The sequence below is a fragment of the Sphingomonas sp. Y38-1Y genome (assembly GCF_032391395.1).
In the GTDB taxonomy this organism is placed as follows: Bacteria; Pseudomonadota; Alphaproteobacteria; order Sphingomonadales; family Sphingomonadaceae; genus Sphingomonas.
Genome location: NZ_CP135916.1, coordinates 939774 through 952787 on the forward strand (window position 1 = coordinate 939774; position 13014 = coordinate 952787).

15 protein-coding genes are annotated in these 13014 nt (G+C 68.9%); 7 read left to right on the forward strand and 8 right to left on the reverse strand.

Annotated features, from left to right (window positions below; genetic code table 11):
• Window positions 1-17: 17 nt before the first annotated feature.
• The 4 genes from aat to RS883_RS04315 all read right to left on the reverse strand — a co-directional run bounded on the left by aat (window position 18) and on the right by RS883_RS04315 (window position 3437).
• The gene (gene aat, locus RS883_RS04300; RefSeq protein ID WP_315763024.1) at window positions 18-779 is read right to left on the reverse strand and encodes a leucyl/phenylalanyl-tRNA--protein transferase; all 762 of its coding nucleotides are present in this window, start codon (window positions 777-779) and stop codon (window positions 18-20) included.
• Window positions 776-1507 carry a ParA family protein gene (locus tag RS883_RS04305; RefSeq protein WP_315763026.1) on the reverse strand — a complete coding sequence of 244 codons (732 nt, stop codon included), beginning with the start codon at window positions 1505-1507 and terminating at the stop codon, window positions 776-778. The genes aat and RS883_RS04305 overlap by 4 nt, the downstream gene beginning before the upstream one ends.
• A gap of 129 nt (window positions 1508-1636) precedes the next feature.
• A complete protein-coding gene (locus tag RS883_RS04310) occupies window positions 1637-2020 on the reverse strand; it encodes a hypothetical protein (RefSeq protein ID WP_315763028.1) in 384 nt (127 codons plus the stop codon).
• Between the two features lie 106 nt (window positions 2021-2126).
• Window positions 2127-3437: a type VI secretion protein ImpB gene (locus tag RS883_RS04315; protein ID WP_315763029.1), complete on the reverse strand. Its 1311-nt coding sequence runs from the start codon at window positions 3435-3437 to the stop codon at window positions 2127-2129.
• A 99-nt stretch (window positions 3438-3536) separates the two neighbouring features.
• Here RS883_RS04315 and RS883_RS04320 point away from each other — a divergent pair, with 99 nt between their 5' ends.
• The 6 genes from RS883_RS04320 to RS883_RS04345 all read left to right on the forward strand — a co-directional run bounded on the left by RS883_RS04320 (window position 3537) and on the right by RS883_RS04345 (window position 8297).
• Window positions 3537-4649: an S-(hydroxymethyl)glutathione dehydrogenase/class III alcohol dehydrogenase gene (locus RS883_RS04320; protein WP_315763031.1), complete on the forward strand. Its 1113-nt coding sequence runs from the start codon at window positions 3537-3539 to the stop codon at window positions 4647-4649.
• A 13-nt stretch (window positions 4650-4662) separates the two neighbouring features.
• Window positions 4663-5046 (forward strand): VOC family protein, encoded by a 384-nt coding sequence (locus RS883_RS04325; protein ID WP_315763033.1) that lies wholly within the window; start codon window positions 4663-4665, stop codon window positions 5044-5046.
• Window positions 5043-5399: a cupin domain-containing protein gene (locus RS883_RS04330; RefSeq protein WP_315763035.1), complete on the forward strand. Its 357-nt coding sequence runs from the start codon at window positions 5043-5045 to the stop codon at window positions 5397-5399. Before RS883_RS04325 ends, RS883_RS04330 begins: the two co-directional genes overlap by 4 nt.
• 2 nt (window positions 5400-5401) lie before the next feature.
• A complete protein-coding gene (gene fghA / locus RS883_RS04335) occupies window positions 5402-6238 on the forward strand; it encodes an S-formylglutathione hydrolase (RefSeq protein WP_315764973.1) in 837 nt (278 codons plus the stop codon).
• Window positions 6235-7455, forward strand: coding sequence for an NAD(P)/FAD-dependent oxidoreductase (locus RS883_RS04340; RefSeq protein ID WP_315763037.1), 1221 nt, complete (start codon window positions 6235-6237; stop codon window positions 7453-7455). The genes fghA and RS883_RS04340 overlap by 4 nt, the downstream gene beginning before the upstream one ends.
• Window positions 7456-7520: 65 nt before the next feature.
• Window positions 7521-8297 carry an SDR family oxidoreductase gene (locus tag RS883_RS04345; RefSeq protein ID WP_315763039.1) on the forward strand — a complete coding sequence of 259 codons (777 nt, stop codon included), beginning with the start codon at window positions 7521-7523 and terminating at the stop codon, window positions 8295-8297.
• A gap of 248 nt (window positions 8298-8545) precedes the next feature.
• On the opposite strand, the gene RS883_RS04350 is transcribed toward RS883_RS04345, so the two are convergent.
• The gene (locus RS883_RS04350) at window positions 8546-9724 is read right to left on the reverse strand and encodes a zinc-dependent alcohol dehydrogenase (protein WP_315763041.1); all 1179 of its coding nucleotides are present in this window, start codon (window positions 9722-9724) and stop codon (window positions 8546-8548) included.
• Window positions 9724-10305, reverse strand: a complete 582-nt coding sequence (locus tag RS883_RS04355) for an SRPBCC family protein (RefSeq protein ID WP_315763043.1) — start codon at window positions 10303-10305, stop codon at window positions 9724-9726. Before RS883_RS04355 ends, RS883_RS04350 begins: the two co-directional genes overlap by 1 nt.
• A 313-nt stretch (window positions 10306-10618) precedes the next feature.
• Between RS883_RS04355 and RS883_RS04360 the strand changes: the two genes are divergently transcribed.
• Window positions 10619-11161, forward strand: a complete 543-nt coding sequence (locus tag RS883_RS04360) for a septal ring lytic transglycosylase RlpA family protein (protein WP_315763045.1) — start codon at window positions 10619-10621, stop codon at window positions 11159-11161.
• A 3-nt stretch (window positions 11162-11164) separates the two neighbouring features.
• Here RS883_RS04360 and RS883_RS04365 read toward each other — a convergent pair whose 3' ends face one another.
• Both RS883_RS04365 and RS883_RS04370 read right to left on the reverse strand, forming a co-directional pair.
• Window positions 11165-12457: an MFS transporter gene (locus tag RS883_RS04365; protein ID WP_315763047.1), complete on the reverse strand. Its 1293-nt coding sequence runs from the start codon at window positions 12455-12457 to the stop codon at window positions 11165-11167.
• Between the two features lie 53 nt (window positions 12458-12510).
• Window positions 12511-12990, reverse strand: coding sequence for a MarR family winged helix-turn-helix transcriptional regulator (locus RS883_RS04370; protein ID WP_315763049.1), 480 nt, complete (start codon window positions 12988-12990; stop codon window positions 12511-12513).
• Between the last annotated feature and the right edge of the window lie 24 nt (window positions 12991-13014).

Consider the following 13014-nt stretch of genomic DNA (forward strand, 5'->3'; position numbering starts at 1 on the left):
GTCGTTCGCCACCCCATCTATGACGTCTGGGTCAAGAGCTGCACGATGTCCTTCCCGAGCGGCGGCGCGGACACGGTGCCGCTGGACAAGGGCGCCGCATCGGGCAAGGCCGCGCCCAAGCGCTCGAGTGCGCCGAACTCGCCAGCCACTACCGGCACGCCCGCGACCAGCCCGCCCGCCGACGGGCCGAGCGCCTCGCTCAACAACGCCATATAGGCATCGCGCCGGATCTCCACCGCGCCCAATGAGCGCAGGTGATCGGTCTGAAACTGGCAATCGAGCAGGGTGAAGCCGCCCGCGCGCAGCCGCGCGACGAGCCACGCGAGCGCGACCTTCGACGCATCGGTCGCGCGGCTGACCATGCTCTCGCCGAAAAAGGCGCAGCCGAGCGCGAGCCCATAAAGGCCGCCGACCAGCCGGTCGCCGTCCCAGCACTCGACCGAATGCGCATAGCCCGTCTCGTTCAACCGCGCGAACACGTGCGCGATCGGTGGGTTGATCCAGGTCTCCGGCCGGTCGCCCGCGCTTTCCGCGCACAGCGCGACGATCGCGTCGAAGGCCTGATCGACGGTGACGCGGAATCGATCCCTCGCGATCGTCTTGCGCAGCGACCGCGACAGGCGAAAGCCATCGAGCGGCAGCACGCCGCGCATCCGCGGTTCGACCCAATAGACGCCGGGCGCGTCGCGGTGGTCGGCCATCGGGAACACGCCCATCGCATAGGCGCGCAGGACGAGCTCGGGATCGAGCCGCTGATAGAGCGACAGCCGCCGCGTCATGCCGCCGCGGCTAGGCGGCGCTCGACCGCCTGCCATAGATCGCCGAACGCGCGCGCGGCGGCGCTGCGGGGCGCGAAGCTGCCGACGGGCGCGCGGCGGGCCGCCATCGCCTCGACCATGCTCGCCATCGGGATGACGGGCCAGTCGGGCTCGGCGGTCAGCGCCTCGGCATGCAGCTTCCGCCGCCGGTCGACCATCGCGTGTACGGGCATCAGCGCGGCACGTCCGCGCTTGCCGTCGAGATGGCGCACGACCTCGTCGAACGCGCGGGTCGAGAGCGGGGAGGGGATCACCGGCACGACGATCAGGTCGGCGGCGCGCATCACCTGCTCGCTGGTTTCAGTGAGGCCCGGCGGGCAGTCGAGGATCAGCCGGTCATAGGCCTTGTCGAGCGAGGCGACGAGCTTGGCCAGCCGCTTCTTTTTGTCGAGCTCGTGAAACACGCGGCCTAGGCTACGCAGCGAGGCGTCGGCGCCGATCAGGTCGATCCGCTCGATCCCGGTCGGGCGGATCAGGCGCTCGACCTCGACGTCGCGGGTGAAGACCGCTTGCGCCTGATCGCGCGGCTTGGTGTCGCCGCCGAGCAGCCAGGTCGAGGCGGCCTGGGGGTCGAGATCCCAGACGAGCGTCCGCCGCGCCGACAATTGCGCCGCGCACCAGGCCAGGTTGACCGCCAGCGTCGTCTTTCCGACGCCGCCTTTCAGGCTGTAGATCGCGACAACCGCCACGTACGCTCCTGTGGTCGATCCAGAGCGGCGAAGCTGCCGCCTCCACCCGCCATGCGCAAGGGCGGCGAGCGCAAAAAAGGGCCGCTGCGATGCCGCAGCGACCCTGATTTCATGTCGACGATGCCGCGATCAGACGTGGCAGGACAGGTCACCCTTGCCTGGGATCGTGACCTTGATGTTCTTCATGTCGCCGGTGAGCGAATAGCCACCCTCGGCCGTCAGCGGCTGACCCGCCTCCGGCGCGGTGAGCACGGTGGGCGTGCCACCCTTTTCGGTGCGCAGGTTGGCCAGCTTGTCGCCCGCGAAGAAGTCGACGAACACGAGGCTGTTGCCCGGCTGGCAGCGGAACGAGACCGAACCCTTCATCGCCGGCGGCAGTTCGACCGGCGCGGCGTTGGCGAGTTGCGACGCGAGCGGATCGGGCGGGAGGGCGTTGACGACCTCAGGCTCGTTCTGACACGCGGCGAGCGAAAGCGCGGCGGCAACCGCGGCGAGGGGGAGGGTGTACTTCATACGGGCCGCACGCTTCGCCGATGCAGCATGGGCCGTCAAGAGAGAGAAATGTTGCTGAAAGGCGATATCGGGGTGCGGCGCAATATTGTTGCTGTTGCGTACGACTTCACTCGTGGAACTCGTTGATTTCAGGGATGCGGCCAAAGGCGATCTTGGTGCCGACGCGGTCGATGCGACCGCCGCCGAGCGGGCCGACCGTCACCGCATTTCGCCCGAACCGTTCGTTCATCCGGTCCATCGCGCGGCTGAGCGCGAGGCCCCGGGTCTCTCGCGCGAGCGGATCGTCGGGATCGAGCATCGCGAACAGCGAGCCCTGGTCGCCGGTCACCGGCTCGATCTCCGCCAGGGTCACGCCGACCATGCGCAGCCGAAAGCCGCCGGGGCGCAGCCGGCCGGCCGCGGCGAGGCGCGGGAACAAGCCGTCAAGCGCATGGAGGATGACGAAGCTGTCCTGCGTCACCGGCAGCTTCACCGACGCGCGCCAACTGGACTTGTCGTCCTCGAACTTGCCGTGGAGGATCAGGAGCCGCGCGCGATAGCCCTTGCGGCGGAGCCTGCTCGCGGCCTTGAGCGCGAGGCGGCGGGCGGTGAGGCGGGTGGGCTCCAGCCCGCGCCTGGCCGGACTCAGCACATGGCTGTGGCCGATCGTGCGGCTCTGCGTCGGCTTGGACGGCAAGTCGACGCCGTGGAGCAAATACCAGAGCCGGTCGCCGTCGGTGCCGCCCCATGCGGTCCCGGCATCGCGCGGCCGGCGCGCGCACAAATCGGCGATGTCGTTGATCCCGTCGACCGCCAGCCGCCGCTCCATCCGGGGGCCGATGCCGGCGATGTCGCGCAGCTTGAGCCCGAACAACCGCTGCGGCAGCTCCGCGCCCTCCAGCACCGTCAAACCGTCCGGCTTCTCCATGTCGGAGGCGAGCTTGGCGAGAAGGCGATTGGGGGCGATCCCGACCGAGGAGCGCAGGCACTCGCCGACATTGTCGAGGATACCCGCCTTGATCCGCCGCGCCAGCGCCACCGCGCTGTCGCGGTCGTTCTCGTTGTCGAGCAGGCGGCAGGCGACCTCGTCGATCGAGCACACCTTGGTGACGGGGATGTGCCGCCAGATCTCCTCGACGATCGCGTCGTGAAACTCGACGTAGCGGCGGTGGCGCGCGGGGGTGACGACCAGGTCGCGGCACAGGCGTTTCGCCTCCCACACCGGGGTGCCGGTCGAGATGCCGTAGCGCTTGGCCTCGATCGAGGCGGCGATCGCGACCGTCGTGTCGCTGTCGACCGGCGCGACGATCACCGGGCGGCCGCGCAGCTCGGGCTGGAGCTGCTGCTCGACGCTGGCGAAATAGCTGTTGAGGTCGAGGAACAGCCAGCGCAGCGGCCGCGGCGGCAAGGCGAGGATCGGGGGCGACTCGGCGGCCATGCCGGAACAATAAAGGAACATGGGCACGCACGCAGCCCGCTTTCAACGCGCGCCGTCCTGTCGCATAGGGGGCGGACGCGTTGCCCAAGGAGTTGCCCCATGAAGACCCGCGCCGCCGTCGCATTCGAGGCGAAGCAGCCGCTCGAGATCGTCGAGCTGGACCTGGAGGGGCCGAAGGCCGGCGAAGTGCTGGTCGAGATCATGGCGACCGGCATCTGCCATACCGATGCCTATACGCTCGACGGCTTCGACAGCGAGGGCATCTTCCCGAGCGTGCTGGGGCATGAGGGCGCGGGGATCGTGCGCGAGGTGGGTGCGGGCGTCACCAGCGTCGTGCCCGGCGACCATGTCATCCCGCTCTACACGCCCGAGTGCCGCCAGTGTAAGTCGTGCCTGTCCGGCAAGACCAACCTGTGCACCGCGATCCGCGCGACGCAGGGCAAGGGGCTGATGCCCGACGGCACGACGCGCTTCTCCTACAAGGGGCAGCCGATCTTCCACTACATGGGCTGCTCGACCTTCTCGAACTTCACCGTGCTGCCCGAGATCGCGGTCGCCAAGATCCGCGAGGACGCGCCGTTCAAGACGAGCTGCTATATCGGCTGCGGCGTGACGACGGGCGTGGGCGCGGTCATCAACACTGCCAAGGTGCAGGTGGGCGACAATGTCGTCGTGTTCGGGCTGGGCGGCATCGGCCTGAACGTCATTCAGGGAGCGAAGCTGGCCGGGGCAAACCGGATCATCGGCGTCGACATCAACCCGGACCGCGAGGCGTGGGGCCGCCGCTTCGGCATGACCGAGTTCCTCGATTCGAAGGGCATGAGCCGCGAGGACGTCGTCGCCCGCATCGTCGCGATGACCGACGGCGGCGCCGACTATACGTTCGATGCGACCGGCAATACCGACGTGATGCGGACCGCGCTGGAGGCGTGCCACCGCGGCTGGGGCACCAGCATCATCATCGGCGTGGCCGAGGCGGGCAAGGAGATCGCGACGCGGCCCTTCCAGCTCGTCACCGGGCGCAACTGGCGGGGAACGGCGTTCGGCGGCGCGAAGGGGCGGACCGACGTGCCCAAGATCGTCGACATGTACATGACCGGCAAGATCGAGATCGACCCGATGATCACCCACGTCATGGGGCTGGAGGAGATCAACAAGGGCTTCGACCTGATGCATGCGGGCGAAAGCATCCGCAGCGTCGTCGTCTACTAAAGGAGAGAACACGATGTTCAGCCACGTGATGCTCGGCGCCAACGACATGGCCGCCTCCCGCACCTTCTATGACGCGCTGCTCGGCACGCTCGGCGCGAAGCCGGGGTTCGAGGATCCCAAGGGCCGCGTCGTCTATCGCCACAAGGGGGCGATGCTGATGCTGACCACGCCGATCAACGGCGAGCCCGCCTGCCATGCCAATGGCGGCACCGTCGGTTTCGCGTGTGAGAGCCCCGAGCAGATCGAGGCGTGGCATGAAGCCGGCCTCGCGCATGGCGGCACCGCGATCGAGGATCCGCCGGGCGTGCGCAACTCGCCGTTCGGGCCGCTGCACCTCGCCTATCTCCGCGATCCCACCGGCAACAAGCTTTGCGCCGCCTATCGGCCGCCAGCATGATCGATCCGGTCAACCTGCCGGCGAAGTTCGACAGCTTCGCCGAGCATTGGGCGCCGCGGATCGTCGGCAGCTACAACGGCAACGACATCCGCATCATCAAGGCGGAGGGCGAGTTCGTGTGGCACAGCCATGCGGATACGGACGACCTCTTCCTGGTGCTCGACGGGACGCTCGACATCGAGCTTCGCGACGGCACGGTGACGCTCGGGCCTGGCGACCTCTATGTCGTGCCGCGCGGGGTCGAGCATCGCCCCGTCGCGCGGCACGGCGAGGTCCGCATCCTCAACATGGAGCCCAAGGGCACGCACAATGTCGGCGACGGCTCGCCGCAGCGAATGCCGGTGGCGGCGTGACGATCGAGACCGTGTCGACCGCGCGTGCCTTTGGCGGCACGCAGGGCATCTATCGCCATGCCTCGTCGGCGACGGGCACGGAGATGACCTTCTCGGTCTATGTGCCGGAGCATGCGGCCGGGGCAAGGCTGCCGGTCATCTGGTATCTGTCGGGCCTGACCTGCACGCACGCCAACGTCACCGACAAGGGCGAGTATCGCCGTGCTTGTGCCGAGCACGGCCTGATCTTCGTCGCGCCAGACACCTCGCCGCGGGGCGAGGACGTACCCGACGATCCGGCAGGCGCCTATGACTTCGGGCTGGGCGCGGGCTTCTATGTCGATGCGACGCAGGCGCCGTTCGACCGGCATTATCGGATGTGGTCCTATGTCACGCAGGAACTGCCGGCGCTGGTCGCCGAGCAGTTCCCGGCCGACATGGATGCGCAGGGGATCATGGGTCACTCGATGGGCGGGCATGGCGCGCTGACGATCGGCCTCTCGCACTCCGATCGTTACAGGGCGGTCAGCGCGTTCGCGCCGATCGTTGCGCCGTCGCAGGTGCCGTGGGGGCAGAAGGCGCTGGGCGGCTATCTGGGCGACGATCGCGCGGCGTGGCGGCGGCACGACGCGGTGGCGCTGATCGAGGATGGCGCGCGGCTGCCCGAACTGCTTGTCGATCAGGGCGATGCCGACAATTTCCTCGCCGAGCAGCTTCGCCCGGAGTTGCTGGCCGAGGCGTGCAGCGCCGCGAGAATCGACCTGACGCTCCGGATGCAGCCGGGATACGACCACAGCTACCACTTCATCTCGACCTTCATGGCCGATCACCTGGCCTGGCATGCCGCGCGGCTGAAGTGAGCGCCTATGACGTCCTGATCGTCGGCGCGGGGCATGGCGGCGCGCAGGCGGCGATCGCGCTTCGCCAGCGCGGCTATGCGGGCAGCATCGCCATCGTCGGCGAGGAGCCCGAGCTCCCCTATGAGCGCCCGCCGCTCAGCAAGGACTATCTCGCCGGGGGAAAGCCGTTCGAGCGGTTGCTGATCCGGCCGGCGTCCTTCTGGGCCGACCGCGACGTGGCGATGCTGACCGGCCGACGCATCGTCGCAATCGATGCCGAGGCGCGGACTGCCACCGACGAGGGCGGCACGGCGATCGGGTACGGCACGCTGATCTGGGCAGCGGGGGGTGCGCCGCGGCGGCTTGCCTGTGCGGGACACGACCTTGCCGGCGTGCATGCGATCCGGACGCGCGCGGACGTCGATGCGCTTGGCGGAGAACTGGCGGGCGCACGGCGAGTGGTCGTGGTGGGCGGCGGCTATATCGGGCTGGAGGCGGCAGCGGTGCTCGCCAAGCGGGGCTTGGCGGTGACGGTGATCGAGGCGCAGGACCGCGTCCTCGCGCGCGTCGCGGGCGAGCCGCTGTCGCGCTTCTACGAGGCCGAGCATCGCGCGCATGGCGTGACGCTCCGCCTCTCAGCCGCGGTCGATTGTCTGATCGGCGAGGGCCGCGTCGACGGCGTGCAACTGGCGGGCGGCGAGGAGGTGCCCGCGGATCTGGTGATCGTTGGCATCGGTATCGTCCCCGCGGTCGAGCCGCTGCTGGCGGCGGGCGCCGAGGGCGGCAACGGGGTGCGGGTCGATGAAGCGTGCCGGACGACGCTGCCGGACGTCTTCGCGATCGGCGACTGCGCGGCGCATGCCAACCGCTATGCAGACGGCGCGGTGATCCGGCTGGAGTCGGTGCAGAACGCCAACGACATGGCCAACGTCGTCGCCCGGCAGCTCGTCGGCGAGCCGGGCGATTACGACGCGGTGCCGTGGTTCTGGTCGAACCAGTACGACCTCAAGCTCCAGACGGTCGGGTTGTCGGCGGGGCATGACGCGGCGATCGTCCGCGGCGACGTGGCGGCTCGCAGCTTCTCGGTCGTGTACCTGCGCGGCGGCCGGGTGATCGCGCTCGACTGCGTCAACCGGGTCAAGGACTATGTCCAGGGGCGCAAGCTGGTGGAGGCTGGTGCGGTGATCGCGCCCGACCGGCTGACGGACGCGAGCGTGCCGCTCAAGGAACTGATCTAGCGCCGATCTCCGGGCGATTGGGCGTTTCGCCGCATCCCGCGTTGCCGCTTTTAAAGGAGACGGCGATGGCGCGGACGGCGGTGGTGACGGGTGGGGCGCAGGGGATCGGCAAGGGACTTGTCCAGCATCTGCTCGGCCAGGGCTGGCGGGTGGCGGCGCTCGACCTGGATGGGGAGGCGGTCGAGGAATTGGGCGCCGAGATGCCGGGCGACAGCCTGCTGGCGCGCCAATGCGACGTGTCGAGCGAGCGGGCGGTCGCCGCCGCCTATGAGGCGATCGACCAGTGGCAGGCGAAGGCGGGCGAGGTGCCGGGCATCGACCTGCTCGTGTCCAATGCCGGGCTTGCCGATCCGGTGATCGGGCCGATCGAGGAAGCGAGCCTGACCGACTGGCGGCGCTGGCAGGACAGCCATGTGACGGGCGCGTTCCTGATGGTGCGCGGCGGGGTGCCTCGGCTGCGGGCGCGGGCGGGCGCGAGCATCGTCCTGATGGCCTCGACGCGTGCGCTCCAGTCGGAGCCGATGTGCGAGGGCTATGCCGCGGCGAAGGGCGCGCTCTGCGCGATGACGCACGCGCTGGCGGTCAGCCTGGGGCCGGCGATCCGCGTCAATGCGGTGCTCCCCGGCTGGATCGAGACGAGACCGTGGCAGAAGTCCGCTGAACGCCAAGCGGCGGCGCATCGCGAGGTCGACCGGACGCAGCATCCCGTCGGCCGCGTCGGCGAGCCGCGAGACATCGCCGCGACGGTGGCATGGCTGGCGAGCGAGGGGGCCGGGTTCGTGACGGGGCAGCAGATCGTCGTCGACGGCGGGATGACGCGGCGGATGATCTATGCGGAGTGAGGGCTTGTGCCCCGGCGAAGGCCGGGGCCCAGCTGGGAAAGCTTGAGTTGGGGAGGGCGTCGCCCGCCAACCCAGTTCACCGCAACTGGACCCCGGCCTTCGCCGGGGTACAAGCATATTTGAAAGGCTTGCCTCTAGCCAAGTCGTCACCCCGGACTTGTTCCGGGGTCCACCTGACCACCAGCCAAGCCGCCGCTGAGGGTGCGGCTCGGTGGACCCCGGAACTAGTCCGGGGTGACGAAGAAGAGTTACGTCCCCGGCTTCAGCACCACCTTCGTCCACTCGTTCTGGTAGTTCTTGAAGTTGAAATAGCCGTCCGGTGCCTGTTCGAGCGGCAGGCGGTGGCTGATGAGGAAGGTGGTGTCGATCTTTCCTTCCTCGATCAGGCCGAGCAGCTTCTTGGTATAGCGCTGGACGTGCGTCTGGCCGGTGCCGATCTTGAGGCCCTTTTCCATCAGCGCGCCGAGCGGGAACTTGTCGGTCATCCCGCCATAGACGCCGGGGATCGAGACGCGGCCACCCTTGCGGCAGGCGAGCAGCGCCTGCTTGAGCGCGCTCGCGCGGTCGGCGCCCATGCCGACAGTTTGCTTGGCGACGTCGAGCATGTTGTCGATGGCAAAGCCGTGCGCCTCCATGCCGACCGCGTCGATTACCGCGTCGGGGCCGATCCCGCCGGTCATCTCGAGCAAGGCCTCGCGGACGTCGACCTCGCGGAAATTGAGCGTCTCGCAGCCGAGCCCCGCGGCAAGCTCCAGTCGGTGCGGGTGATGGTCGATGACGATGACGCGCGCGGCGTTCATGATCCGCGCGCTCTGCGCCGCGAACAAGCCGACAGGTCCCGCGCCCCAGACCGCGACGGTGTCGCCGCCCTCGATCTCCGCATTCTCCGCCGCCATCCAGCCGGTGGGCAGGATGTCGGAGAGGAACAGCACCTTCTCGTCTTCCAGGTCGTCATTCTCGATGACGATCGGGCCGACGTCGCTGAACGGCACGCGGACATATTCGGCCTGACCGCCGGGATAGCCGCCGGTCATGTGCGAATAGCCGAACAGCCCGCTCATCGGCTGGCCATAGAGCGGCTCGGAAATGTCGCGCTTCTCGACCGGGTTCGAATTGTCGCAGGCGCTGAACTGCTGCTTCTCGCAGAAGAAGCAGCTGCCGCAGGAGATGGTAAAAGGGACGACGACGCGCTGGCCCTTGCGGAGTGTCGAGCCGGGGCCGGTCTCCACCACCTCGCCCATGAACTCGTGGCCGAGGATGTCGCCCGACATCAAGCCGGGGATCACGCCGTCATAGAGGTGGAGGTCCGAACCGCAGATCGCCGTCGCGGTGATCTTGATGATCGCGTCGCGCGGGTTGACGATGCCCGGATCCGGGTGGGTGTCGACGCGGACGTCCTTCTTGCCGTGATAGGTGAGCGCGCGCATCAGGCCTTCTCCGTCTCGATCCGGTTGTCGCTGGTCGGGATCTCGCCCGTTTCCATCAGCGCCTTGAAGCGGCGAAGGTCGCGCCGCGCCTGCTGCTCGGGCTCGCGCTGCAGGAGCTTGGCGATCGCCACGCCGGCGCCGCCCGCGGGCGGCACATAGGCGACGACGAGCTCGACCTGCGTGCCGCGGCCGCCGGGGGCGTCGCGGAAGGCGACGCGGCCCTCGGTATCGATGCTCGATCCTTCGACCGAACGCCACACGATCAGTTCGCCCGCGCGTTCGCTGGCGATCTCGGTCACCACCTTCACGCTGGTCTCGCCCGGTGCAACGATTTCCCATTCCCAGCGGCCCTGGCCCGCCGGGCGGACGGCGTTCAGGTTCTCCATGAACGCCGGCAAGTTGGTGAAGTCGCGCCAGAAGGCGAAGAGCTCGTCGCGGGACGGCTTGCTGACCGTCACCGTCTTGCCGACGACACGGTAGCGGCCGAACCGCTCGCGACGCGCGGTGCGGCCGGGGGCGTTGCCGGTGGCGGTGGGGGTGTGCTTGCCGGCGCTGCTGCGTGCCAGGGCGAGCAGGCCCATGGCGACGGCGCCGACGGCAACGGCGGTTTGCGTGCGTGACGCCTTCATCGAGCGGGCTTCCGGTGCATGACGGTCCTCCTAGATCGAGGCGAAGAACCGCACCGGGTTGGTGAACGTTCCGAATGATGTGCGGAAAAATGCCGTTCTTGACGTGGGTTAGTAGAGGCTGGGGTTCGTCAATCACGACCGTCATGCCGGACCTGTTCCGGCATCCACCGCGCCGCATTCTCGGCGGCTTCTAGGTTCGCGGAACGGTGGACCCCGGAACAGGTCCGGGGTGACGAGCGGGAAGTGGCCGGGTATCGCATCGCTCATGCGTCGCCTCGTCCCGCTCGCGCTTCTCGCCCTATCCGCATGCGCCGGCGGGCGGCCGGTGGCCGACTTTCCGGTCAGGATCGGTGCGCCCTACCGCGTGCGCGGCGTCACTTACGTCCCCGCGGCCGACTCGCGCTACGACATGCTCGGCTATGCGAGCTGGTACGGGTCGGAATCGGGCAACCGGACCGCCAATGGCGAGCGCTTCCGGCCGAAATGGCTGACCGCCGCGCACCCGACGCTGCCGCTGCCCAGCTATGTCGAGGTGACGGCGCTCGACACCGGACGGCGGCTGGTGGTGCGCGTCAACGATCGTGGGCCGTTTAGCGAGCGGCGGCGGATCATCGACCTGTCGCGCGGCGCGGCAGACGTGCTGGGCCTCAGGCGGGGCGGGCCGGCGCCGGTGCGCGTGCGGCTGGTGAACCCTCGCGAGCAAGATCGCGCGCGGTTGCGGAAGGGCAAGGCACCGGGCGAGCTGGCGTCGGTCGACGAGCGGACACTCGCCAACCTGCGTGCACAGCTCGCCGCCGCCCCTCGCTGACGCCTATTCGGCGTCGGTTTCGCGCATCAAAATCAGCGCGATCGCGGCGATGGTCGAGCCCAGACCCATGACAAGCGAGATCGTCGCGAGCGTCAGCCCCGCCTCGAACAGATAGCCCGCCGCGATCGGGGCGAGCGCCGCGCCGCCGCGGCCGATGCCGATCGCAAAGCCGGTGCCGGTCGCCCGCACATGCGTCGGGAACACGCGCGCGAACAAGGTGTAGAGCCCGACGATCGCGGCGTTGGTGAAGAAGCCGGTCGCCAGCACCATCGCCGACAGCGCGCCCAGCCCGACATTGCCCGCCACCTGGCCAAAGGCGAAGATCAGCAGCGTCGAGGCGAACAGGATGATGATCGTCAGCCGCTTCAGCCCTAGCCGGATCGCGGCAAGCCCGAACAGCGCGCCGCCGCTCGCCCCGCCGACATTGGCCCAGGTGAGCACGCCCGCGGCCGATCGCGCCTCGAACCCCATGTCGACGACGATCTTGGGCACCCACTTCAGCACGAAGTAGAAGGCGAGGATGTGCGCGAAATAGGCGAGGGTGATGAGGATGGTCGTGCGGATCAGCGCGGGGCCGAAGATGTCGGCGATCGACCCGCGTGATCCCTCGGCCTCGCGCGGGCTCAGCGCCTCGACCGCGGCCAGGCCGAAGCGGCGCAGGCTGCGGTTGATGCGATCGAGCGCGCCGGCGGGCTGGCGCCGGTCGAGGAAGGCGATCGTCTCGGGCACCAGGAACCAGGTGAGGGGAATGAACAGCGCGGTGACGATCGCGCCGAAGTGGAACACGTCGCGCCAGCGGCCACCAGAGCCGAGGATGCCCTGCACTGCCAGCCCGCCGAGCACGCCGCCGATCGGATAGCCGATCACCATCAGTGCCATGGCGAGGCTATACCAGCGCTTGTTGGCGAACTCCGCCGCCGCCGCGTTGATCGCCGCGAGCATGCCGCCGATGCCGAGGCCGGTGAGCAGGCGCCAGGCGAGCAAGGTGCCGACGCCGCCGGCCTGGCCCGCACCCCACATGCCGATCGTCATCGCGACGAGACAACCGAGGATCGTGTTCCGCCGACCGATCATGTCGGCAAGCCCGCCGAGCAGGATCGAGCCGATCGCCATGCCGAGCAGCTCCATCGACAGGATCCAGCCGAGCGTCGCCGGCGTGGTGCCCCATTCCCTGGCAATGCCGGGCGAGGCGAAGCTGATCGACAGCACGTCGAATCCGTCGAGCGCGTTGAGCCCGACGGTCACGGCAACCGCCGCCCATTGCCACCCGCTCATGCGGCCCTGTTCGATGGCCATTCTTGGACCCATGTCGCATCCCCTCTCGCCGCCGCCGGTGGTCCGGCGTGCCGTCATTCGTGCAATCGTGTCAGGAGCTCGACCAACGTGTCGACTTCCTGCGGTGTGTAGCGCTGCTTGAGCCAGGTCTCGTGCTCCCGCACCGCCTGCTTGGCGGTGGCGAGCGCGGCGCGGCCGTCGGTGGTCAGGTTGAGCGTCTGCTTGCGCCCGTCGGTCGCCGACTTGCCGCGGACCAGGTATCCGCGCGCCTCCAGCCGGTTGACGATCGCCATCGTCGTCGCGCGGTCCATCCGCATCCGCTGGGCAAGGCCCGTCTGCGCGATGTCGGGATGGTCGTCGACCAGCCACAGCACCGACACCTGCTTCTGTGTCAGGTCCAGGTCGCTGAAGGTTTCGGTGAAATGGCGATAGACCGCGCCGTACGCCAGGCGGATGTGGAAGCCGACAATGTCGCGGATCTCGCCGATATCGTCGGCGTCGTCGCTTGCCGGCTGGGTCGCTGCCAGCGCTTCCTTGATCCTCGCCGTACGCATCGTGCGCGGATTGTTAGTGGCACG